We start from the raw sequence: 24,982 nt of genomic DNA, 5'->3' as shown, positions 1-24,982 counted from the left end.
CTGGGGTATCCTGCGTCTTCCTTCTTTTCAGCAAGCGAGCAGATCATGGGCGGTTTCAGCATTTGGCACTGGCTGATCGTGCTGGTGATCGTGTTGCTGGTGTTCGGTACCAAGCGGCTCACCAGCGGTGCCAAGGATCTCGGCAGCGCGGTCAAGGAATTCAAGAAAGGCATGCACGACGACGACAAGCCGGCCGCAAAGCTTGGCGACGACGCACGCACGGCCGAGCAGGCGCGTGAGGCGCAAGCCGAACGCGACCGCGACGCGCGCTGATCCGGAGCGGCGTCGGTGTTTGACATAGGTGTTGGCGAACTGACGCTCATTGCGGTCGTCGCCCTGGTGGTGCTCGGTCCCGAGCGTCTGCCCAAGGCGGCCCGGTTTGCCGGATTGTGGGTGCGCCGCGCGCGCATGCAATGGGATTCGGTCAAGCAGGAACTGGAGCGTGAGCTGGAAGCCGAAGAGCTCAAGCGCAGCCTGCAGGACGTGCAGACCTCGCTGCGCGAGGCCGAAGACCAGTTGCGCAACAAGCAGCAGCACCTGGAGCAGGGCGCCCGCGCGCTGCACGACGATGTCGGCCGCGATATCGATATCCGCAGCAGCGCCACGCCGGTGGCAACGCCGCTGGAACTGGCGCATGCAGACTTATCTTCCAGTCCTGCTATCGATACGGCAGCAGGCGCAACGGATGCGGCAGGAACTGCACACACCGCGCCGGTGATTGCGCAGGCTCAACCCATTGCGCCTGCGCCGCATCAAACCCCGGTCCCGGCTCCCCACGACACGCGAGTGCCGGCGCCGCATGCCGCGCATCTCACCAGCGCGCCTGCGTCGGCAGGCGTCGCGCCAGTCGATGTGGGCACACCTGCTGCGCCTACCAAGATCCAGGAGAAACAGCCGTGAGCCTGTTCGACGACGCACAGGCCGAAAGCAGTCTGATCGAGCATCTGATCGAATTACGCGCCCGCCTGGTCCGCGCGCTGATCGGCCTGGGCGTGGTGTTGCTGGCCTTGCTGCCGTTCTCGCGGGCGATCTATTCGTGGCTGGCCGCGCCGCTGGTCTCGCAGCTGCCGCTGGGGCAGACGATGATCGCGATGAACCCGGCCGGCGCGTTCTTCGCCCCGCTCAAGCTGACCTTTTTCGTAGCGGTGTTTTTCAGCGTGCCGTGGCTGCTGTACCAGGCCTGGGCATTCGTGGCGCCGGGTTTGTATCAGCGCGAAAAGAAACTGGCATTCCCACTGCTGGCCTCGGCGGTGGCGCTGTTCTACATCGGCTGCGCGTTCGCGTATTTCCTGGTGTTGCCGGCGGTGTTCCACTTCCTGACCACGTTCAAGCCGGACGTGATCGCCATTACCCCGGACGCCAATTCCTACCTGGATTTCGTGTTGGCGATCTTCTTCGCCTTCGGCGCGAGTTTCGAATTGCCGGTGGCGCTGGTGATCCTGGTGCTGCTGGGCTGGGTCACGCCGAAACAGCTCAGCGAAGGCCGCGGCTACGCCATCGTCGGCATCTTCATCCTGGCCGCCGTGCTCACCCCACCGGACGTGGTCTCGCAGCTGATGCTGGCCATCCCGATGTGCCTGCTCTACGAGCTGGGCATCATCGCCTCGCGGGCTGTGGGGCCGAAGGATACTGCGTCCAACGCTGCTGGCTGAGGGATAGAGGTGATGTTCTTGATGCCGTGGCCGATGCCCTAAACACGAGAATCTGGCGTCGGCAGGGCTCCACCATTCACCCTGGAAAAACAAAAAAGCCGCTCATTCGAGCGGCTTTTTTATCAGGGATCGGCAATGCCAGCCTGGCTCAAGCCGCAAACACATCCGGGCGCGAGGGCGGAGTGGGCTGAGCGACGGCGCCTTCGTGGCTGAACATCTGCTTCCAGGCGGCGTAGACCGAGCCGGCGAACACCGGCATCAGCACCGCCATCAGCAGCAGCTGGGCCAGCCACATCGCCACGGTCTGGCCGGCGACCAGGCCGACGATCAGGGCGACGATCATCACCGCAAAATAGATCGCAAAGATGGCGATGAAGGCGAGCACGAAGAACACCAGCATCGCCGGCAGGTTATGCAGACTGGCGCGCAGGCTTTCGCGCAGCGCGTGGCCGCCGGTGCTGCGGTCGAACATCACCTGCGGCGGCATCACGAACAGCGCCAGCGTCATCGCCGCAAAGGTGGCGATGGTCAGCAGCAGCCACAGCAGGATGCGCCCGGCCGGCAGGCTGGCGGCCAGTTGCTCGATCTGCACCGGGTCCGGCTGCGCACCGGACTGGCTGATCTGGTTGATCTTGTTCATCACCTCCGCCAGCTGCTGCAGCCCGCTGGCACCGATCATCGCCAGCAGCAGCACGCCCAGCAGCAGGCCGGCAATCAGCTGCGGCAGCAGCGATACCAGCAGATGCGGCGCGCGGCCATCCTGCAGGCCGTGCAGCAGATGCGATGGTTTGGCGATGCGGCCTTCGTCGACCTCGCGAATCGCCCACAACATGCCGCCCATGAATAACGGGCCGGCCAGCACCAGCAGGAACTGCAGTGCCGAGCCCAGCAGCGGGACCAGCAGCGACAGCGACACCACCAGCGAGGCGGCCACGCTCCAGATCACCCCCAGCGAGCCAAGCGCCAGCGGCGCCCGCTTCAACAGCGAGAAACCGGTCAACAGCCATTCTGCGCCGGCAGATGCCGGCACCTTGCGAATTTCGCTCATTCCCATTCCGAATCGATACGCGCGCCGGACCATCCGGCGTACCGCGATTATCGCTGCTTTTATGTGTGCGCGGCGGAATGAGCGTGCACTGTTTGCATGCCGCGTGCGTGGTGCACGAACCGGCGCAGCAGCTTGCGGGCGACCGGTGCGGCGGTGACCTCGCGGGCGACCGTGCGGGCGCAACGGCCATGGCGGGCGATGCATTCGGCACGCGCACGGACATAGCCGCGCATGTGGTGGGTGGCAAATTCGGGGTGGAACTGCACGCCCCAGGTGGCCCGGCCCCAACGGAATGCGTGGCAGCGGTCCTGCTGCGAATGCGCCAGCACGACGGCGCCGTCCGGTGCGCGCACCACCGTCTGCAGATGCGTGGCATGGGCCGGAAACTGCGCCGGAAGGCCTGCAAACAAAGGGTCTTGCTCGGCCGGCGGGTGCAGTTCCAGCGCGACGGTGCCCGATTCGCGCCCGGCCGGGTTGTAGTCGACCTCACCGCCGAGCGCGTGCGCCAGCAACTGGTGCCCGTAGCAGATGCCCAGCAGCGGCATGCCCTGATGGGCGGCGGTACGCAGCCATTCGGCACTGCGTTCGCTCCAGTCGGCGCGGTCGGTGACGAACGCGGCCGAGCCACTGACAATGGCGCCGGCAAAGCCGGCGGGGTCCGGCAGAGGGTCGCCATTGGCGACGTCGATGGCCACGGTTTCCTGCTCGGCCAGCCCGGCCGCCACCCGGATCCAGTGCGGAAAACGGCCGTAGCGCTTCATCTCCGGCACGGGGTGCCCGGTTTCGATGATCAGGAACGGCAAAACAGACATGCGCGAAGACCCGGACACGACAGATGCCCCCGATTGTAGGCGGCAGGGGCGTGTTTTTTTCAAGCGGCACTCCAGGACGCGTGCTGCGGGTCATTGCCGAATGACATGTCCTGATTCCCTCGCAGCTGGTTGGCGGTGGTGGTGACGGGCGTTGCCGACGGTGGCACGCCGTATATATCGGCAGAAAAGCGCATGACTGGACTGACAGGGCCTTGGTGCCGTCGCTGTGGTCAGGTTGACGCAAGGTTCGGCTGGATTGATATGGAAAAACGTCGAATCGTGCATAGCAATCAACACACTGTGCTTGACGGCTGCGGAGCACGTCACCGTGCCGGCGTGCTGCATCCCAGGCGTTCATCCATGCAATGTGCTGGGAGCCACTTGTCCAATACGCAGCGCGCGTCGCACACGTCGTCGATACTTCGTATCGAACAAGTCGCTCGCGGGCAGGTTGACTAAAAATTTTGGGCATGAAAACCCATGCCACCCATCCAACTGCATTCCGCACAAACTCGCCTTACGCTCCTGAAGAAAAGCCCAGGCTAACGAAGGATCAGGCAGCGGCCAGCACCAGCGGCACGCATCAACCCCTTGAACTGCCGCCTAGAAAACGGCGGAGGATGGAGTCGGATGACCGAGGAGCGTCGACGCGCGACAGGCAGCCCCCGGCCGTAAAAAACGAGCGCATTAAAACCGAGCGGTACCCCGACAAGGTGAGCGCCGACGTCGGCGCCTCTTCATCGCATCGTCGGCCCCAACGACCGACGCAGCATGGTTTGGAAACAAGGGAAAATTTTCGACCGACCGAGCGGCAACCCGAGCGAATCGTAGGAAAACGCTCGCGCGAAGAGCAAGAACCCGATCGCCAGTCAAAGCGCTCAGGCCATGGCACGCGGCTGACAGCCGAACTGCGCAGGGCCGAAGATCATCTGGACGTGGCGGCACAAAAACGGCTACAGGCGCAGCGACAGCAACAGCGGCGACAGTTGAGCGAGCCTCACGGAATCGGGCGGAACCACAACGCCGGCCTGTGCGTATCGATGGCATGCGACAACGAGCTGGCCGATCGCATGCGTGGCGGGATGGCGTTGCCCTTCCTGGAAGAGAGTTTGCATGCGCAAGTCAACGCCAGTCGGCTCGACAAATACCTTCAGCTGGTTGCCAATGCACGGCGCGGCAGGGGGGTAACGCCATCCCGCGATCTCGATCGTTGCACCGAGCTTGCAGCGCAGTACCTCTACCAGACCGGGTGGTTCGAAGGCACATCGCTAACGCAGCTGGCGCATGTGGGCAACAAGCTGAGCAAGCACCCGCACCAGCCCGCGTGCATGGAGGCAATCGCGTGGATCGCAGGGCAAGTCGATCAGGCCGATGATCTTTTGGGGCTGGGTAGCTACCCGTCCGTTCTGCTCCTGAACGCCTTCGCAAAAAATATCGACAGCGGTCGGTGTGAACGCGCGGTGGCGCGTGTGGCACGTCACCTGCTGCGTGATGACCACGCCTGGCAGTCTCTGAATGGGCAGCAGATCAGCCTGGCACTCAATACCTTCAGCAAGTGGTCCGATCATCCGGATTGCCAGGTCGCGGCGCATCGGCTCGCCGCGCGTGTTGCAAGCGACAACCGCTTGCGTCATACGATGGATGCCCAGGGCGTGGCAACCACGCTCAACGCCCTGAGCAAATGGCCCGACACGTCGGTCTGTGGAGCCGCCGTCGGCGCGCTGGCCGAGCGGCTGGCCGACGAACCCGAGTTGCGCGAGGACCTCAGTCCGCAAGAACTGACCAATGCGCTCAATGCCCTGAGCAAATGGCCCAATTCTCCGGTCTGTGCGGCCGCCGCCAGTGTGCTGGCCGAGCGGCTGACCGACGAGCCCGCGTTGTGCGCGGCTCTGGATCCCATCAACGTGGCGCAAGCGCTCAACGCCCTGAGCAAATGGCCCATTTCGCTGGTCTGTGCGGCCGCCGCAAGCGTGCTGGCCGGGCGGCTGACCGACAAGCCCGCGTTGTGCGCGGCCTTGCATGGGCAAGGCGTGTCCAATGTGCTCAACGCCCTGAGCAAATGGCCCGACGACGCGGTCGGTGCGGCCGCCGTCGCTGCGCTCGCCAGGCAGCTCGCAGACGATCCCGAGCTGCGCGAAGACTTGTACCCGCAAGGCGTGTCCAACGTACTTAACGCCCTGAGCAAATGGCCCGATACGCCGGTCTGCGCAGAGGCCGCCAGTGCGCTGGCCGAGCGGTTGGTCGACGATCCCGAGTTGCGCCAGGCCCTGGACCGCCAAGGCGTGGCGAACGTGCTCAACGCGTTGAGCAAATGGCCCGATACGCCGATCTGTGGGCAGGCCGTCAGTGCGTTGGCCTGGCGGCTGGCCCATGAGCCGGAGTTGTGTACGGCCCTCGACGCGATCAACCTGACCCAAGCGCTGGGTGCCGTGAGCAAATGGCCCGACGACCAGGTGTGTGCGTCCGCCGGCAGCGCGCTGGCCGCGCGGCTGGCATGCGAGCCCGATGTGTGCGACGCCCTGAAGCCGCAAGAAGTGGTCACCGCGCTCCATGCCCTGAGCAAATGGCCTGACAACGAGGTCTGCGCGTCCGCCGGCAGCGCGCTGGCCAAGCGGCTCACCGATCCTGCTGTGTGCGCGGCGCTCGACCCGCTGCTGATGGCCGTCGCGCTCAAAGCCTTGAGCAAGTGGTCCGACAATGCGAGCTGTGCGGCCGCCACCAGCGCACTGGCCCAGCGGCTGGCATGCGAGCCCGATTTGCGCACGGCGCTCCACCCGCAAAGCGTGATCGCCGCGCTCAACGCCCTATGCAAATGGCCCGACATGGCCGATTGCGCCGAGGCCGTCAGCGCGCTGGCCGAGCGCCTGGCCGACGACCCCGGCTTGCGCGAGGCACTCAACGCGGTAGACCTGACCAACGCGTTGAATGCCTTGAGCAAATGGCCAAACAACCAGGCCTGTGCCGAAGCCGCCAGTGCGCTAGCCAGGCGCGTCGTCGACGATGGCCTGTTGCGCACTGCCTTCAATTCACTGGACGTGGCCAATGCGTTGAATGCCTTGAGCAAATGGCCCGACAAAGCGGACTGTGCGGCCGCCGCCAATGCGCTGGCCGGCCGGCTGGCCGACGATCCGGAGTTACGCACGGCCTTCAATCCATTTGACGTGGCCACCGGACTCAACGCCCTGAGCAAATGGCCCGACAACGAAGATTGTGCTACGGCGGCCAGTGCACTGGCCGCACGACTGGTCGACGATCCTGGGTTGCGTAACGCCCTGGACCCGCAAGCCTTGGCCATCACGCTCAACGCCCTGAGCAAATGGCCCGACACGACGGTCTGTGGCGACGCGGTCAACGCATTGGCCGCGCGGCTGGCATCCGAGCCCGATGTGCGCCAAGCGCTCAAGCCGCAAGAGGTGGCCAACGCGCTCCATGCCCTGAGCAAATGGCCGGACAACCAGGTGTGTGCGGCAGCCGCCCGCGCGCTGGCCGAGCGGCTGGCCGACGACCCTGGGTTGGTCCAGGGGCTGGACCCGCAAGGCGTGGCAAGCGTGCTCTATGCCCTGAGCAAGTGGTCCGACACGCCAATCTGTGGGGCCGCCGTCAGCGCGCTGGCCAAGCGGCTGGCCAACGAGCCCCGGCTGTGCAAATCCCTGGAGCCCCACCACGTGGCGAGCGTGCTCAACGCCCTGAGCAAGTGGTTCGGCACGCCTGTCTGTGCGGCTGCCGCCAGTGCGCTGGCCGGGCGGCTGGCCGACGATCTGGAGTTACGCCAGGCCCTGACCCCGCATGGCGTGGCGACCGTGCTCAACGCCCTGAGCAAATGGCCCGACACGCCGTTCTGTGGTGACGCGGTCCACGCGCTGGCCGAGCGGCTGACCAACGACCCCGAGTTGTGCGGGGCCCTCGACTTTTCCAGCGTGCCCCTAGTGCTCAACGCCCTGAGCAAATGGCCCGACACGCCGGTCTGTGGCGACGCGGCCCACGCGCTGGCCGAGCGGCTGACCAACGACCCCGAGTTGTGCGGGGCCCTCGACTTTTCCGGCGTGCCCCTAGTGCTCAACGCCCTGAGCAAATGGCCCGACACGCCGGTCTGTGGCGACGCGGTCTACGCGCTCGCCGCGCGGCTGGCCGACGATCCCGGGTTACGCCATGCCCTGGACCCGCAAGGCATTGCCAATGCGCTCGGCGCCATGAGCAAATGGCCCGCCGACGAGAGCTGTGCAGCCGCCGCCATGGCGCTGGTCGCGCGGCTGACCGACGATCCGGACTTGCGCAAGGGCTTCGGCCCTATCGACGCGACCCAAGCGCTCAACGCCCTGAGCAAATGGCCCGGCTCCCCGGCCTGCGAGACAGCCACCGACCTGTTGGCTGCGAAGCTGGCCAACGAGCCCGGCTTGCGCAAGGCCCTGGACGCGCAAGGCGTGGCCATCGCGCTCAACGCGCTGAGCAAATGTCTCGCCAGGCCGGTGTGCCACTCGGCATTCGTGCTGCTCGCCGAGCGCGCAGGCTCGGCCGAGCAGCCGTGGCGGCAGTTCCAGATGCGTGGGATCGCGGTGATGGCCAACGCGATGTCCCGGCTGCTGCACCTAGACGATGAGGACGATGAGCCGTTCCGGACGTTGGGTATCGCCAAGCTGCAGGCGATGGCCGGCCACCTCGACCTGCACCGCGAGCGGTTTGCGTCCGCCTCGGCCGCCGAAATCGGCGTGCTCTTCAAGGCCCTTGCATCGGCGGGGCTGCAACGCCAGATGCGTCCGCTGGGGGAGCCGGCGCTGGAGCGGGTGTCGGCCCTCATCGGGGACGATGGATTACGCCAGGCCAGCCTTGAGGGGATCGGCAGCCTGTGCATGGGACTGTTGCCGCTGATCCGCAGTCCGGAGCTCAGGCCCCGCCATCGGGGCCAGGCATTGCGTGTGTTCGATGCGTTGCAGCCCATCGTCGCACGCAAGATCGACCTTTATCTGCGTGGCGGCGAGAAGGGCGCGTCGGCCGACATCGAAGAACATGCAACACGCTGCCCGGCGCTGACCTTCTACCAGGTGCTCAAGGCCTACGCGGTGGTGAGCCGGCAATGGAAAGCGCGCCATCTTGACGGCCCGCGCAAGCAGCTGCGCCAGCGCCGCGACGAGCTGGTGAAGTGGGTGGACCTGACGCTGGAGCGCACGCGCGAGGCGATCGAGGTGGACCTCGGCGAGATGAGCTGGAACCTGATCGCGCAGATCGAGGCCGGCGAGCAGGTGTTCGACGCCCTGGACCTGCGCATGGCCAAGGACGCGCCGACGATCACCCAGGCCCATCCACCGACCCGCTTCGACCTGGACAGTGGGCGCTTGAGCATGTCCACGGTTCCCGGTCGGCCGGTGGCGCCGGCGCCCGGCCGCGGCAGCACGACCCATGTGGTGGTCGATCTGGTGGGCAAGGAGCTGTCGACCAATCGGTCCGAATCGGACAAGCCGTACTCGCTGTTTGCACGCCTGACCGGGCTGCCGCTGGTGGAGGTGCAATTGCCTGGTGACATATCGACCTTCATGCTCGCGCGGACGTTCAACTACAACGGCGAGCCCTGGCGCTTGGACCTGTTCGGCGGCAGCCGCGCCGCGCGCAGCAAATCCGGTAGCAGCAGTCTGGTGATTTCCCAACGCAAGGAGTCAGCGTCGCTGTTGCCGGCATTCCGCTATGCCGACACCGCCCCGGGCAGCAGCCTGATGCAGCTGGCCGCCAAGCTCGCTCCGCAACGCGAGGACTGGTCGCGCATGCAGCGCTCGCTGCTGGAGATGGTGCCCAGTGACCATGTCGTGGAGGGCACGCTGCGCCTGGGCGTGTTCGATGACGTCGAGGGCCCTGCGCATCCGTTCAAGCCGTTGGCGGTGGATGGCACTGCCCTGGCGCTGTGCCCCAACGATGGCTGCGGTTTCCTGAAACTGGAGGCGGCCTTGTCCATTCCGGCCTTCCGCAAGCACTACGATGCCTGGCACGCAGTGCAGGCGAACCAGGCCACCGAGGAGCAGCGCGAGCTGGTGGCCAAGGACAAGGGCCCTTCGCTGATGCCAGCGCAGGCGCTGCACCATTACCCGCGCGATGCGGCGGCACTGGAAGAGGCGCACGCGGCGATGCAGGACCGGCTGCAGACACTGGAGCCGACGGGCGATGACCCGTTGTGGGTCTACCGGCCGCTGATCAGCGGCGGCTACCAGGGGCAGCGGGTGCGGGCGGTGCCTTCGGCCGACGACAAGGTGCATCTGCCGCTGCAGCGCAGTCAGGCCTTCGACCTGGCCGGCGGCCCGCTGCTGCTCGGCAAGCCCCCCTACGACAAGGAGAATCTGCTGCCGGTGCCGGAGCAACGCATCGCCACCGTGGCCAAGGGCGACGCCACCGCCGCGTTCCTCTCGCGGTGCTTCGGCATCCAGTACAGCTACACCGGTTTCGATGATCGTTCCGGCGCCGATCCGCAGATGCTGCACAGCAAGGGCATGCTGGTGGTGGTGCCCGAGCAGCAGTGGCCGGCCGCGTTCAGCGACACCGACCTGGCCTGCTCCAAGGAAGATCTGAAGACGCTGTCGTGCTGGACGAGCGGCCGCGACCGCGGTGCCTTGCCGCGCGACATCCTCAGCACCGGCAGCCTGCGGCTCAAGGACATCGTGGAGCCTGGGCGCCTGGGCGCACTGCCGATTGACGAGTTGCGCAAACGCAACATGGATACCGACGGCGACGACGCGTTTGTCTACGCAGGCTACCCCAAGCTGGCGGCGCTGATTTCGCGGGTGATGGTGGATCGCCAGGCCCTGCGCGGCCGGCAACAGTCCTTCAAGCCGCCGAAGACGGCCACGCCGGCCATCGAGCCGGTCACCGGCCACTACCAGCCCGGGCGGCTGTCGGAGATCATGTCCCTCAAGCGCGGTCAGCGCATCACCTCGGCGGCGGCCACGCTGGCGTCGCGTTTCATGGCGCAACCGGACGCGCTGCGTGAAGCGATGGCGCGCGACATGATGTTCGGCACCTACGATGGCATCGAGCGCGAGTTGCGCAACGGTTTGCGCGAGCTGCTCGAAGAGCCGGCCCGCGATCCAGTGGTGTTGGCCACGCTGCGCGTGCAGGCGCGCGATGCGATCGAGCGCGCGCATCTGCCCGAAGCGCGGGAAGCGGCCGCATTGCTGCACGCGCAGCTGCTTGCGCTTGAGACGGGCTCGGCCGCCGACAGCGCCGCGCCGGCGTTGCCCGAGGCCTTGGCCGAGGCGTTTCCCGGCCTGGCCAAGGCCTACGCGGCCGCCTCTGGCGTGCAGGCGCGCATCCACGCCATCCTGGACAACTACCCGGTGTGCCGGCTATCGCATGCGCAGTTTCCGGATGGGCAACCCGGGCTGGTCCCCGGCGAGCCGGAACTGACCATGCGCAACCTGTTCACCATTGCCATCAAGGTCGGCACCGATGCGCTGAAGTCCGACACCGGCACGGCGTTGTTCGCCAAGATCGTGGAGGCCTGCGAACGGTCCGAGCGCAGCTTCGCAGAGCGGGTCCGCGTCCCGCCATACAGCAGGGCGACCGCCCGGGCCATGCAGGACGGGCGCTTCGATCCCGAACAGACCAAGCTGCTGCTGCAGCGCATGCCATCGATGGCCGCTGGCGTCATGGAAGACGCGCTCGAGGCGCTACAGCAGGCCGGCTGGATCGCCCGCTCGCAGCCGCCGGCCGAGCGGCTGCGCGCCGTGCAGCCGCAGGACATTGCGGCTGAGGCACAGGCCTTGCTCGGGCGCGCTCGCCAGATGGAGCCGCAGGTCACCGACATGCTGCAGCGCATTGCCGCCCGCCATGGTGGGCAACTGGCCGGCATGCAGCATCAACTGAAGTCCTACGGCTCGTTGCAGGAAAAGCTCAAGCAGCGGGTGGCACTGAAAAAGCAGACGCTGGAAGAAGCGGCGGCGGGCGTCAACGATGCGCTGCGCTACAGCGTGGTGCTGGAACCGCAGGACTTCACCACCGGTCTGCGCGCCACGCTGGCTGCGCTGGACGATCAGGGCCATGCACGGGTCAAGCTGACCAATCAATTCACCGATTACCCGCCAGTCTTCAAGGCCATCAACGTCACGCTGCGCAGCCCGGAGGGTGCACTGTGGGAGATCCAGTTCCACACGCCGGAGACCTTCGCGCTCAAGGAGCGCTTCCACGATCTGTACAAGCGCGCCCATGCGCTGGCGGTTGGCGGTGCGTCGCGGGCCGAGCAACGCACCTTGCAGGCGCCTGCACTGGAGGCCTTCAAGCGCGTGGCCTCGCCGCCAGGATGCGAGGAGATCGACAACTGGCAGGAAGAGACCGTGCCGGCGTTGCCAAGCGCGACGCCCACGCCCGGCGCCGAGCAGACTGCCGGCATTGCAGACCCATCGTCGGCATCCGGTGTGTTCGACACCGCCGCAAGCAAGCAAGCGGCGCTGACCCCTGTGCTCGACACGCTGGCCGAAGGCTTGGGCGCGCGGCTCTGGGGCAACGTGCGCTACGACGCCAAGCAGGGTCGGATCGAGCAGGTGCAACAGGCCCCGTTCCAGAAATCGGTCGCCTCGATCAAGGACAAGATCCGGCACCATCTGCGCGCCGGCATGACTGCCGAACAGGCCGTGCAGAGCGTGGGCGATGCGCTGCGCTATGCGCTTGAGCTGCCGTCCGAGGGTTTCGTGATCAAGGTGCTGGCGGCACAGGACGCACTGCGTCGGCAAGGAATCACGTGCGTGAACCTGAAAAATTACTTCACCTCGGGAGACGGCACCTACCGGGGCATCAATGCCAGCTTCACCGACGCCGAGGGCTACGCGTTTGAAGTGCAGTTCCACACGGCCGAGAGTTTCAACGCCAAGGCGCAAACGCACCTGCCTTACAAGCGGATGCAGTTGGCGCAGAGCAGGCTGGCCAAGGAGCAGCAAAAACCTCAACCCGATCCGGTCAGGCAGGCAAAACTGACGCAGGAGATCGCAGCGCACCAAAAGGCCATGCACGAGATGACCGCCAAGGTGCGCAAACCCACCGGGGTCGGGCGTCTGGGAGCGCGTGCATGAGGCCAATCCATCTTCCGGAACGTGGACAAGTGCGACAGTTGGAAAGATCGAGCTGCGGGCCAGATGGCGTCTCCACCATGACGGCATGAGCGCCGAGTTGCACTGGTGCGGCAACATCGAGCGCGTGCGTCTGTCGCCGTCATCGCGATCGAGCCCTCGGCGTACGAAAACGGCGTGGAAACCGGGCACGCTTCTGCGTGCGTGCCCACCGACAACGTGCCTGAGCGAAAACGGGCGATCGGCAGGGATCGGTCCCACTGTGCGCAAAAAATTCTCTACTCAATCCTCCGACCCTCGATGCCTTGCGGCCTCGAGAATCCTCCGATCATGCACGCGCGTGCCGGTCGCCAACCACGCCCAAGCAGCACGGAGGATCCGCTCACTCCCGCGGCGGCAATACCGACAGCACTTCTTCCACCGTGGTCAGCCCGGCGGCGACCTTTTCCAGGCCGGTGCGGCGCAGGGTGCGCAGGCCTTCGCCGCGGGCGGCGTGGCTGAAGCTGGCCAGATCGGTGTCGGCGCGTATCAGGCTGCGCAAGCGCGGGGTGACCGGAAGCAATTCGTACAGGCCCACGCGGCCCAGATAGCCGGTGCGGCGGCATTCCAGGCAGCCGACCGGGGCGTGCACGTTGAGCACCTCCGGCAGCGCTTCGCCCGGCTCGCGGATGGCCGCCCACGCGTCGTCGCTGAGCGTGTGCGGGCGCTTGCAGTGCACGCACAGGGTGCGCACCAGCCGCTGCGCCAGCACGCCGTTGAGCGTGGAGGCCACCAGGTAATGCGGCACGCCCAGGTCGAGCAGGCGGGTGATCGCCGAGGCAGCATCGTTGGTGTGCAGCGTGGACAACACCAGGTGCCCGGTGAGCGAAGCCTGCACCGCCATCTGCGCAGTTTCCAGGTCGCGGATTTCGCCGATCATGATGATGTCCGGGTCCTGCCGCAGCAGCGTGCGCACGCCGCTGGCAAAATCCAGGTCGATGTTCTGCTGCACCTGCATCTGGTTGAATTCCGGCGCGATCATCTCGATCGGGTCTTCCACGCTGCACACGTTCACGTCCGGCGTGGCCAGGCGCTTGAGCGTGGAATACAGCGTGGTGGTCTTGCCCGAACCGGTCGGGCCGGTGACCAGCACGATGCCGTGCGGTCGCTCGACCAGCGCGCTCCAGCCGGCGGCTTCTTCGGGGCTGAAACCGAGTTGCTCGATGCTCTTGAACGCCGAATCCGGGTCGAAGATGCGCATCACGCATTTTTCGCCGAACGCGGTGGGCATGGTGGACAGACGCATTTCCACCTCGCGCCCGCCCGGCGAGCGGGTCTTGATGCGGCCGTCCTGCGGGCGGCGGCGTTCGGCCAGGTCCATGCGGCCTAGGACCTTGATGCGGCTGACCACGGCAGTCATCACCGACGGCGGCACTTCCAGCACCTTGTGCAGCACGCCATCGATGCGGAAGCGCATGCGCCCGGCCTCGCGGCGCGGCTCCAGATGGATGTCGCTGGCCCGCTGCTCGTAGGCGTATTGCAGCAGCCAGTCGACGATATGCACGATGTGGTGATCGTCGGCATTGACGTCGCCGGCGCGGCCCAGCTCCACCAATTGCTCGAAGCTGGGCAGGCCCGCGTTCGACTCGGTGCTGCGCGCATCGCCGCGCGCGCCGCGTACCGACTGGGTCACGCCGAAGAACTCCATCGTGTAGCGATGCAGATCCAGCGGGTTGATCAGCGCCAGCTCGATGCGGCGCCGGCTCAAGTGCTGCACGTCGGCCAGCCATTCCAGCGCCAGCGGCTCGCTGGTGGCGATCAGCACCCGTTCGGCATCCAGCGCCAGCGGCAGGATGCGGTGGCGGCGCGCATAGGCATGCGAGACCACGCCGGTGACCGCGGCCACATCGATGCGCGTGGGATCGATACGTAGATAGCGCAGGCCGGTGCGGGTGGCCAGCCACTCGGTGAGCCGTTCCAGCCCGAGTTCACCGGCCGGCGGCTGCGCGGCATGCAACTTCAGATTGGCCAGCAGCACCAGCGGATGCACGTCGCTGGCAGTGCGCGCGCCGGCCGCGGAGAACTGCACACGCTCGTGTTCGTGCGGCACCACCATGCCATCGGCGAGCAGGGCAGCGGCCACCGGGTCGAACATCAGCCGGCCGCGCGGCAGCAGTGCCACGGCGTTATCCGGATCGGCGGTGCGCCGCTGTTCCATGCGTGTTGGTCCCCTGCAGCGGTGCTCCGCAGCAAAGCGCTACGGGTCGGCCGGTATACTAGCGCACCCCTTCCGCACGGCCTTTGCTGCATGTCCGATTCCCGGCGCGTTCCAATCACTTTTCAGGGCCTGATCCAGACCCTCAACCAGTACTGGGCCGAGCAGGGCTGCGTGCTGATCCAGCCGCTGGACCTGGAAGTGGGCGCAGGCACGTTCCATCCGGCCACCTTCCTGCGCGCGCTGGGGCCGGAGCCGTGGAATGCGGCCTACGTGCAACCTTCGCGCCGTCCCACCGATGGCCGCTACGGCGAAAATCCCAACCGCCTGCAGCGCTACTACCAGTACCAGGTGGCGATGAAGCCCAACCCGGACAACATCCAGGACCTGTACCTGGGCTCGCTCAAGGCGCTGGGCATCGACCCGCTGGTGCACGACCTGCGCTTTGTCGAAGACAACTGGGAATCGCCCACGCTCGGCGCATGGGGCCTGGGCTGGGAGGTCTGGCTCAACGGCATGGAGGTGACCCAGTTCACCTACTTTCAGCAGGCTGGCGGCCTGGAGTGCAAGCCGGTGCTGGGCGAGATCACCTACGGGTTGGAACGGTTGTGCATGTATCTGCAGAGCTGCGACAACGTCTACGACCTGGTGTGGACCTACGGCCCGGATGGCGCTGCGGTGACGTATGGCGATGTTTACCACCAGAACGAGGTGGAGCAGAGCACCTACAACTTCGAGCACGCCAATGTGGCCGAGCTGTTCCATCGCTTCGATGCCTGCGAAGCCGAAGCCAAGCAGTTGGTCGAGGTGGGCCTGCCGCTGCCGGCGTACGAGCAGGTGACCAAGGCCAGCCACGCGTTCAACCTGCTGGACGCGCGCCGCGCCATCAGCGTGACCGAACGCCAGCGCTACATCCTGCGGGTACGCGCGCTGGCCCAGGGCGTGGCGCAGGCGTATTACGCGCAGCGCGAGAAGCTGGGCTTTCCCGGGGTAAAGAAGTAACGCAACGCCCCTCTCCCGCCGGGAGAGGGGTTGGGGTGAGGGTACGGAGGCGCAGCTCTCTTGCATCCAAACTCCATGGGCTTCGCCCGTACCCTCATCCGCCCCTTTCGGGGCACCTTCTCCCGGTGGGAGAAGGAAGCAACAAGCCCCTCTCCCGTCGGGAGAGGGGTTGGGGTGAGGGGACGGAGGCGCAGCCCTCATGCACTCAAACTCCACAGAGCTTCGCCCGTACCCTCATCCGCCCCTTCGGGGCACCTTCTCCCGACGGGAGAAGGGAACAATGCACAAGGTCCACCTGACATGAGCGAACAACTTCCCCTGCTGATCGAACTGGGCACCGAAGAGCTGCCGGTCAGGGCGCTGCCGGGCCTGGCGCAGGCTTTCTTCGACGGTGTGCTGGCCGGGCTGGAAAAGCGCGGTATCGCGGTCACCCGCGGCGATGCCAAACCGTTGTCCACGCCGCGCCGGCTGGCGGTGCTGCTGCCGGGCGTGGCGACCGAGCAGCCGGAGCAGCGCTCCGAAGTGCTTGGGCCGTATCTCACTATCGCGCTGGATGCCGAAGGCAAGCCGACCAAGGCGCTGGCTGGATTTGCGGCAAAAGCCGGCATCGACTGGACCGCGCTGGAGCGCACCAGCGACGCCAAGGGCGAGCGCTTCGTGCATCGCGCGGTGACGCCGGGCGCGCGCACTGCCGCGTTGCTGCCCGACATCCTGCGCGAAGCCATCGCTGCCATGCCGATCCCCAAGCCGATGCGCTGGGGCGCGCACGAGTACGCCTTCGCACGGCCGGTGCAGTGGCTGGTGTTGTTGTTCGGTAACGAGGTGATTCCGGCCGAATTGCTGGGCGTGCGCGGCGATCGCGTGACGCGCGGGCACCGCTTCATGCATGAAGGCGCGGTGTCGTTGGCTGCGCCGGGCGACTACATCGACGCGCTACGCGCAGCGCATGTGCTGGTGGACGCCGACGCGCGCCGCTCCCGCATCGTCGAAGAAGTGCAAGCGGCCGCCAAACAGGCCGGCGGCAGTGCGCGCATCAGCGACGACAACCTGGAGCAGGTGGTCAACCTGGTCGAATGGCCGTCGGCGGTGCTGTGCAGTTTCGAGCGCGATTTCCTGGCGGTGCCGCAGGAAGCGCTGATCGAAACCATGGAGATCAACCAGAAGTTCTTCCCGGTGCTGGATGACGGTGGCAAGTTGACCGAGCAGTTCATCGGCATCGCCAATATCGAATCCCGGAACGTGGCCGAAGTGGCCAAGGGCTACGAGCGCGTGATCCGCCCGCGTTTTGCCGATGCCAAGTTCTTCTTCGACGAAGACCTCAAGCAGGGGCTGGAAGCGATGGGCGCAGGCCTGGCTACTGTCACGTATCAGGCCAAGCTGGGCAGCGTGGCCGACAAGGTCGCGCGCGTGGCGGCACTGGCCGAGGCGATTGCGCCGCAGGTGGGTGCCGACCCGGTGCAGGCCCGGCGCGCTGCGGAACTGGCCAAGAACGACCTGCAATCGCGCATGGTCAACGAATTCCCGGAATTGCAGGGCATCGCCGGGCGTCACTACGCCAAGGCCGCTGGCGAGCCGAGCGAGATTTCGCTGGCCATCGACGAGGCCTACCAACCACGTTTTGCCGGCGACGACATCGCACTGTCGCCGCTGGGCAAGGTACTGGCGATCGCCGAGCGGCTGGACACGCTGGCCGGTGGGTTTGCGGCCGGGCTGAAGCCGACCGGCAACAAGGACCCGTTTGCGCTGCGGCGTAATGCGCTGGGGTTGGCGCGGACGGTGATTGAGAGTGGGTTTGATCTCAACCTAAAACAGTGCGTGCTCACTGCGGTTATCAATGCTGAGCTAGCAGCTACCAGAAAGCGATCTGTTGATTTTCTGGTTAAGGCAGAACCCCTCTCAAGTGATATGTCGTCGATGGGAATTAGTTTTAACACCGAAAAATTACTCGATAAATTGCCCGAGCAGAAAGAGTTTGAAGCGAAGTGGTTGTCCAGCACTCATGAAATCTTCGACTTCATCCTCGACCGCCTACGCGGCTATTACGCCGACAAAGGTGTGCCGGCAACCCACTTCAATGCGGTCGCCGCACTGTTCTCGGTCGCGCCCGAGGGCGCTCCTACGGGGCTCGTAGGAGCGCACCCGGGCGCAACCCACGGTTCCCTCTACGACTTCGACCGCCGCATCGATGCGATCGGCATCTTCGCCACGCTGCCCGAAGCCGCAGCCCTGGCCGCCGCCAACAAGCGCATCCGCAATATCCTGCGCAAGGTCGAGGGCGACATCCCCGGCGACATCGACACCAGCCTGCTGCGCGAACCGGCCGAAGAAGCCCTGGCCGAAGCCGTGGAAGCGGCCATCGGCGACACCGGCGATGCGCTGCATCGCCACGACTACGTCGCCGTGCTGGCCCGCCTGGCCCGCCTGCGCCCGCAGGTGGATGCCTTCTTCGATGGCGTGATGGTCAATGCCGAAGACCCGCAACTGCGCGCCAACCGACTGGCCTTGCTGAAGAAGCTCGGCGACCGTCTCGGCAGCGTTGCCGCCATCGAGCATCTGTCCAGTTGATTGACGATGGGCGTGACGGCCCTTGCCGCCGTCACGCACCGGCCCGTGATATCCGCGCCTGACCGATTCATCAGTGGTGCGCCGCAGCGGTGCCGCCGTGGTGCGACACGATGCATGGATGCCTCATCCTCCCGGTAAAGGAAAACGTTGCATCAGGTCGACCTCTACGGGTCTGTCGGCCCTGTGAGGGGATTGCCTCCCGACGTCCATGCACGCTCAAGGACTGCGATCTCGTTTGGCCAACGACATGTGCGTGAATGTGCATGCGCACGTGACAGGGGACATGGCACTCTCGACCCCTAGACGCCCCATTAACAGACCTTCGCGGTCCTCCCGGTATCCTGCGCCAATGCGATTCATTTTCCGGGTTCGCCCCGTTCTCTTGCTTTTGTGCATCCTGGCCGGCCCTGTCTTCGCCCGGGCAACCATCGACAAGATCGAAATCAAGGGCTTGGACGGCGGCGCCGACGCGGAGATGATCGAGAACATCCAGGTCTCCCTGTCTCTGTACGAGGCCGTGGGCAAGGAGCAGGGCGAGTCGCGATTGGAGTACCTGCTGGCCCAGGCGGAGCGGCAGACGCGCGAAGCGCTGGAGCCCTTTGGCTATTACTCGCCAACCATCGAGCTGGCCGCACCGCGCACCGGCGACAAGGTGACGGTGGTGATCACCGTGGAGCGCGGCGAACCGGTACGCGTGCGGCAGTCGCATATCTCCATCACCGGCTGGGCCGAGCAGGACCGTTACCTGGGCCAGGATCTCAAGCAGTTCGAACCGCGCGAAGGCCAGGTCTTCAGTCATCCGCAATATGAAGCCAGCAAGGTGCGCATCACCCGGCGTCTGGCCGAGCGCGGTTACTTCGATGCCGATTTCACCCAGCGCCGCGTTGCGGTGACGCGCGCAGAGCACGCCGCCGATATCGATCTGAACTGGGACAGCGGCCGCCGCTACGACATGGGCAAGGTGCGCTTCGACTACGACTACTTCCGCCCCGGCCTGTTCGAGCCGCTGGTGTACTGGGACGAGGGCAGTTACTACCATGAAGGCAAGCTGGATCGCCTGCGCGAGTCGCTGACCAAGCTGGATTACTTCAGCACCATCGATATCCAGCCCAAGCCCGAAGAAGCCGACGCCGATGGCCGCGTGCCGGTCGAGGTCAAGCTCACCCGCGCCAAGCGCACCGTCTATACCTCCGGTCTGAGCTACGGCAGCGAGAGCGGCGCCGGTGTGCGCGGCGGCGTGGAGCGACGTTACGTCAATTCGCGCGGCCACAAGATGGACACGCAGCTGGACTACGCGCAGAACCGCAAGAGCCTGACCACCAGTTACCGGGTGCCGGCGTTTCGCTGGCTGGACGGCTGGTATACGGCCTCGGCGCGGTTGTATGACGAACAGACCGAATACATCGACCTGCGCAACGTCAAGCTCACCGGCAGCCGCAGCGGCCAGATCAACGAGCGCTGGAGCGCGATCGCCTCCATCAACGCCTTGCGCGAGCGCTGGCGTTTCAGCAGTGGCGACGATTTCGAAGGCGCGGTGTACGAAACCTCCACGCTGGTCTATCCGCAGTTGCAGGTGAACTACGTCAACGTCGACGACCGCCTGTTTCCGCGCAGTGGTGTGTCCGGGCAGGCGTTCATCCGCGGCGGTGCCGAAGGCGCCGGCTCGGATACCAACTTCGGCCAGGTCTACGGCCAGCTGCGCTGGTTTCTGGGTGCCGGCGACAACGGGCGGGTGATCCTGCGCGGCGAAGGCGGCACCACCTGGACCAGCGATCTGGTGGCGATGCCGCCGAGCCTGCGCTTCTTTGCCGGCGGCGCCAACAGCATTCGCGGTTATGCGTTCCGCGAAGTCGGCCCACGCACGCCCAAGCCGGACGAATTCGCGCTGGGTGCCAAGAACGCGGTCACCGCGAGTGCCGAGTACGAGCATTACCTCAAGGGCGGCCCGTGGGGCGGGGCGGTGTTCGTCGACAGCGGTAGCGCCTTCGACGACACGCCCGATTGGCACACCGGTATCGGCTTCGGCTTGCGGTGGCGCTCGCCGGTGGGCCCGGTGCGCGTGGATATCGCGCATGGTTTGAATGACCCCGACTCGCAGTTCCAGCTCTACATCGATATCGGGGCCAACCTGTGAGCGCACCCACGCCAACCCCTGCACCGCGCCGCGCGCGCTTCTATCGCCGGCGCCGGTTCTGGGTGGGCTCGGGCCTGACCGTGCTGGGCCTGGTGCTGCTGGCCTTGATCGCGGTGTATTGGTTGCTGCAGACCGTGGCCGGGCGCGATGTGTTGCTGGCGCAGGTCGTGGCGCGCCTGCCGGTCGGCGCCACCTTCACCTACGGCAAGGTCGAAGGCCCGGTGGCCGGCCCGCTGACCTTGCGCGATGTCGACTTCAAGTATCAGGACATCCACTTCACCGCCGAGCGCGTGTATCTGGAACCGGACCTGCGCCCGCTGCTCGGCCGCAAGCTGCAACTGGATGCGGTGCAGGTCAGCAACGCCACCTTGAACCTCGGCAAGAGCGACGAACCGTTCACCTTGCCCAGCTGGCCCGAGTCGCTGCCGCAGATCAACGTGCCGCTGGCGATCCAGGCCGACAAGATCGATGTGCAGAACCTGCGCATCACCCAGCTGCAGCAGCCGATGATCGTGCTGCACACCGTGCAGGGTGGCCTGGAAGTGGCCACCGGCGAGCTGCGCACGCGCGATCTGGTGGTCGACACCGACATGGGCGATTTCCGCCTGCATGGCGACTACATCCCCAACGACGATTACCGCGCCGACCTCACCGCCACCGCGGTGCTGCCGGCCGCACGCGGGCGCACGCCGGCCAGCCTGGGGCTGGTGGCACGCGGCGATCTGGACAAGATGGAAGTGGCCATCGCCGGCCGCGCGCCGGCACCGCTGCACGCCAGCCTGGTGTTCACCGGCCGCGACGACCCGACCTGGGCGTTCAAGGCCGTCACCGAGGCATTGGATACCTCGCTGTTGATTCCGGCTGCCGATGGCGCGGCCAGCGCGCCGGCCACGCCGATCGCATTGAACCTGACCGCCTCCGGCAAGGGCGGCAACGCCGACCTGCAGGGCAGCGTCAAACAGGGCGAGTTGAGCGCCACCCTGCAGCCGTCGCATATCAGCCTGGCCGATCAGGTACTGACCGTCGAACCGCTGGTGATCGACACCTTCGAAGGCCGCACGCAACTGCGCGGCACCGCCGACTTCCGCGATACCCAGAATCCGAGTTTCCGTTTTGCCGTCAATGCCAGTGGCCTGCGCTTCACCCCGACGCCAGACCCGGCCACCCCGGATGCACCGCTGGTGCCGGTGGAGTTGAAAGAGGCGCGCCTGGGCGTTGCCGGCACCTTGAAGGCCTGGGCGGCGATCGGCCGCGCCACGCTGGAGCGCGACGGCCAACAGGCCGCGCTGGTGTTCGATAGCCGCGGCAACGACCAACGCGCGCAGCTCAAGCAGGTGCAGGCCAAGACGCCGGGCGGCTCGCTGGATGTCACCGGCGAGGTGGGCTGGGCACCGGAACTGCAATGGGATGTCACCGCTCAGCTGGCCAAGTTCGACCCGGGCTATTTTGCGCCGGGCTGGAACGGCAATCTCTCTGGCAACGTCGCTTCCAAGGGCCGGCAGTTGCCGGCACCGGCCGGCGGCGTGTCGCCGGGCTTCGAGGCCACCGCGGATATTCCGACCCTGACCGGCCAGCTGCGCCAGCGCGCACTGTCGGCCAATGGCAAGTTCGCCTTGCGCGGTGAGCAGGGCGAGGGCGAACTGCAGCTGGCGCTGGGCAATAGCCGCATCACTGCCAAGGGCAAGGTCGGCGACCAGCTGGACATCGCCGCACAGCTGCAGCCGCTGCAACTGGACGACGCGCTGCCTGGGGCCACCGGCACCGTGCGCGGGCAACTGCAGGTCAGCGGCAAGCGCGATGCGCCGGACATCACCGCCGACATCGCCGGCAACGGCCTGCGTTGGAACACCTATAGCGCGCAGAGCATCAGTCTGCGTGGGCGGCTGCCGTGGCGCGGCAGCGACGGGCAACTGGCCTTGCAGGGCACCGCGATCGAAGCCGGCGTGGTGCTGGACAGCGTGCGCGTGCAGGCGCGCGGCGCGGTGGAAGCGCTGCGGCTTGATGCAGAGATCGCCAACAGCATGGCCAGCGTCGCCTTGCAGGGTGATGTGCGCCGCAATGGCGAGCGCTGGCAGGGCCAGCTCGCCACGCTGCGGATCGCCCCGTCCAAGGGCGATGCCTGGGCGCTGCGCCAGCCGGCGCAGTTCAGCACCGATGGCGCCGCATTTACCTTGTCCGATACCTGCCTGGGCGCGGCCACCGGCGGCGCGTTATGCGCCAGCGCCAACTGGCCGCGTGAGGGCATGGTGGTCCACGGCGACGCATTGCCGCTGGCGCTGGTGCAACCGTGGTTGCCCAAGCAGGAAGGCCGGCAGATCTATCTGCGCGGCGAGCTGTCGCTGGACGGCAGCTTCAAGCCGCGCGGCAATGCCTGGGAAGGCAGCCTGCGCATCGCCTCGCCGGAGGGCGGCATCCGCCTCGGCGAAACCCGCTACGCCGCGGTGGCCGGCAATCCCAATCGCGGCGAGTCGCTGCGCTACGACCAATTCAGCGTGCAGGCCGATTTCACCCAGCAGCAGATCCAGGCCAAGCTCGGTATCGGCTTCCAGGGCGCGGGCTTTGTGGATGCCAAGTTCAACACTGGCTGGGATGCGTATGCGCCGCTCAACGGCGAGTTGTATCTCAACATGTCGCGGCTGTACTGGCTGGAGTTGGTCGTGGCTGACGTGGTGCGACCCAAGGGTCTGGTCGAAGGCCATGTAAGCCTGCGCGGCACCCGCGACAAGCCGCTGCTCGGCGGCGATGCCACCCTGAGCGATTTCACTGCCGAATACCCGTCGATGGGTTTGACCTTGAGCGAGGGCAAGGGCCGTTTCGACGCGCTGCCCGATGGTTCGGCCAAGATCACCGCCTCGGCCAGATCCGGCGAGGGCACGCTGAATATCGACGGCGGCCTGTCGTGGTTCGGCACCAGCACGCCGTTGCTGCTCAATATCCGCGGGCAGAATGTGCTGGCCTACAACACCAGCGAGCTGCGCATCATCGCCAACCCGGACATGCAGTTCGGTATCACCGACAACACCATGCAGCTGCGCGGCAAGGTCACCGTGCCCGAAGCCGACATCGATCTGGAGCGGCTGGACCGCGGCACCTCGGTGTCCGAGGACGTGGTGGTACTGGATCCGGTGGATCCGGAAGAAACGCCGGCCTCGCCGCTGGATATGGACCTGGCCATCGTGCTCGGCGACAAGGTCAACATGAGCGGCTTCGGCCTGAAGGGGGGGCTGAGCGGGCAGATGCAGATCCGCGCGCGCCCGGGGCGCGAAATGACGGCCAACGGCGGGCTGGATGTGCGTGGCCGCTACAAGGCCTATGGCCAGGATCTGACCATCAGCCGCGGCCAGTTGACCTGGAACAACAACATCGTCTCCGACCCGCGCGTGAGCCTGCGCGCCGAACGCAAGATCGGCGATGTCACCGCCGGCATCGACGTCAGTGGCCGCGCCGAATCGCCGCGCGCCGATGTGTGGTCCGAGCCGGCCATGTCGCAATCCGAAGCACTTTCCTACCTGGTGCTTGGCCGCGGGCTGTCCACCGCCAGCAGCGACGAAACCCAGCAGGTCAGCGCCGCCTCGGCGGCACTGTCGGCCGGCAGCAGCCTGATCGCCTCGCAGATTGGCGCCAAGCTCGGCCTGGACGAAGCCGGCGTCAGCCAATCCAGCACCCTGGGCTCGGTGGTGGGCTTCGGCAAATATCTCTCGCCCAAGTTGTACGTCGGCTACGGTGTCTCGATGATCGGCGGCGGCTCGGTGCTGACGCTGAAATACCTGCTCAGCCGCGGCTTCGACGTGGAAGCCGAATCGAGCACGGTGGAGACCAAGGGGTCGGTGAACTGGCGGCGGGAGAAGTAGCTTCCGGTCCAGAAGAGCGAGTACGGCAAGAGCGCGAAGGACAACTAATGATAACTACTGCAGATTTTATCGGGCCCTCTTCTCAAGACGAATTTGTCAGGGCCCTCGAGACTGAAGATATTATCGGCTGCGTACTTCGTCTCCATCTTCATGTTGAGGAGTTGCTGGCTGTACTGTTAAATTCGTCAATAACGACCGAAATCGCAAAGATAATCACGGTGCCTCAGAACTTTTCTCACAAAGTTCAGCTCGCCACTGCATTTGGCATGCCAGTGGAGATGGGACTAGCGGCGCTTGAGTTAAATGGACTGCGAAATAAACTAGGGCATAGGCTCGGCCATCAGCTTAAACGCGAAGATGTTTCCAGATTTGCCGAAAAAGTAGATGCTGTGCGCGAGGTGCTATTTGCGAGTGTCCCCAGCGTCATGGTGAGCGCGATTGAGCTCTACAGCACAGGTAGCGGCAAGCGTCAGTTTGGAGAAGGTGATCCAATTTGGGACTTCAAAATCACTGCCGGCCTTTTGTACGGATGGATGCTTGGATATCTGGCCGAAAGGGGGTGTCTCAATCAAACAGCGTAATGCTTTAGGCTTGTTCAAGCCCAGGAAAAGGCCGTTGTTGCACGCCGTGATCGAGCTTTAGCGCTACTAAGTTTGCCCTTTCTTGGAGGGTGGGAGACCGGCCGA

Annotated in this window: 12 protein-coding genes; 9 read left to right on the top strand and 3 right to left on the bottom strand. The window is 65.9% G+C overall.

The window, feature by feature from the left end:
- Nucleotides 1-45 precede the first annotated feature (45 nt).
- The 3 genes from tatA to tatC are packed head-to-tail and all read left to right on the top strand — an operon-like array spanning nucleotide 46 to nucleotide 1,652.
- On the top strand, nucleotides 46-273 hold the full coding sequence (tatA, locus tag A7D16_RS06970) for a Sec-independent protein translocase subunit TatA (RefSeq protein ID WP_006449086.1): 228 nt from the start codon (nucleotides 46-48) through the stop codon (nucleotides 271-273).
- Between the two features lie 15 nt (nucleotides 274-288).
- A complete protein-coding gene (gene tatB, locus A7D16_RS06965; RefSeq protein ID WP_064631135.1) occupies nucleotides 289-900 on the top strand; it encodes a Sec-independent protein translocase protein TatB in 612 nt (203 codons plus the stop codon).
- Nucleotides 897-1,652: a twin-arginine translocase subunit TatC gene (tatC, locus tag A7D16_RS06960; protein WP_064631133.1), complete on the top strand. Its 756-nt coding sequence runs from the start codon at nucleotides 897-899 to the stop codon at nucleotides 1,650-1,652. The genes tatB and tatC overlap by 4 nt, the downstream gene beginning before the upstream one ends.
- 148 nt (nucleotides 1,653-1,800) lie before the next feature.
- Here tatC and A7D16_RS06955 read toward each other — a convergent pair whose 3' ends face one another.
- A complete protein-coding gene (locus tag A7D16_RS06955) occupies nucleotides 1,801-2,700 on the bottom strand; it encodes a BPSS1780 family membrane protein (RefSeq protein WP_064631131.1) in 900 nt (299 codons plus the stop codon).
- A gap of 59 nt (nucleotides 2,701-2,759) precedes the next feature.
- On the bottom strand, nucleotides 2,760-3,512 hold the full coding sequence (locus A7D16_RS06950; protein WP_064631129.1) for a glutamine amidotransferase: 753 nt from the start codon (nucleotides 3,510-3,512) through the stop codon (nucleotides 2,760-2,762).
- 470 nt (nucleotides 3,513-3,982) lie between these two features.
- On the opposite strand from A7D16_RS06950, the gene xopAD reads away from it, so the two are divergent.
- Nucleotides 3,983-12,553 (top strand): XopAD/skwp family type III secretion system effector, encoded by an 8,571-nt coding sequence (gene xopAD, locus A7D16_RS06945; RefSeq protein WP_153043139.1) that lies wholly within the window; start codon nucleotides 3,983-3,985, stop codon nucleotides 12,551-12,553.
- Between the two features lie 379 nt (nucleotides 12,554-12,932).
- Here the strand turns inward: xopAD and A7D16_RS06940 are convergent, their stop codons facing one another.
- The gene (locus tag A7D16_RS06940; protein ID WP_064631125.1) at nucleotides 12,933-14,747 is read right to left on the bottom strand and encodes a GspE/PulE family protein; all 1,815 of its coding nucleotides are present in this window, start codon (nucleotides 14,745-14,747) and stop codon (nucleotides 12,933-12,935) included.
- Between the two features lie 90 nt (nucleotides 14,748-14,837).
- On the opposite strand from A7D16_RS06940, the gene glyQ reads away from it, so the two are divergent.
- From glyQ to A7D16_RS06915, 5 genes are all read left to right on the top strand, one after another.
- On the top strand, nucleotides 14,838-15,746 hold the full coding sequence (gene glyQ / locus A7D16_RS06935) for a glycine--tRNA ligase subunit alpha (protein WP_064631123.1): 909 nt from the start codon (nucleotides 14,838-14,840) through the stop codon (nucleotides 15,744-15,746).
- Nucleotides 15,747-16,046: 300 nt separating this feature from the next.
- A complete protein-coding gene (glyS, locus tag A7D16_RS06930; RefSeq protein WP_064631121.1) occupies nucleotides 16,047-18,311 on the top strand; it encodes a glycine--tRNA ligase subunit beta in 2,265 nt (754 codons plus the stop codon).
- 349 nt (nucleotides 18,312-18,660) lie between these two features.
- The gene (locus tag A7D16_RS06925; RefSeq protein ID WP_161945024.1) at nucleotides 18,661-20,445 is read left to right on the top strand and encodes an autotransporter assembly complex protein TamA; all 1,785 of its coding nucleotides are present in this window, start codon (nucleotides 18,661-18,663) and stop codon (nucleotides 20,443-20,445) included.
- Nucleotides 20,442-24,296 (top strand): translocation/assembly module TamB domain-containing protein, encoded by a 3,855-nt coding sequence (locus A7D16_RS06920; RefSeq protein WP_064631119.1) that lies wholly within the window; start codon nucleotides 20,442-20,444, stop codon nucleotides 24,294-24,296. Before A7D16_RS06925 ends, A7D16_RS06920 begins: the two co-directional genes overlap by 4 nt.
- A 47-nt stretch (nucleotides 24,297-24,343) precedes the next feature.
- Nucleotides 24,344-24,877: a hypothetical protein gene (locus A7D16_RS06915; RefSeq protein ID WP_064631117.1), complete on the top strand. Its 534-nt coding sequence runs from the start codon at nucleotides 24,344-24,346 to the stop codon at nucleotides 24,875-24,877.
- Nucleotides 24,878-24,982: the final 105 nt, after the last annotated feature.

Origin of the sequence: Xanthomonas nasturtii (assembly GCF_001660815.1) — a bacterium.
Taxonomy (GTDB): domain Bacteria; phylum Pseudomonadota; class Gammaproteobacteria; order Xanthomonadales; family Xanthomonadaceae; genus Xanthomonas; species Xanthomonas nasturtii.
This window is presented reverse-complemented; position numbering and strand designations above follow the sequence as displayed.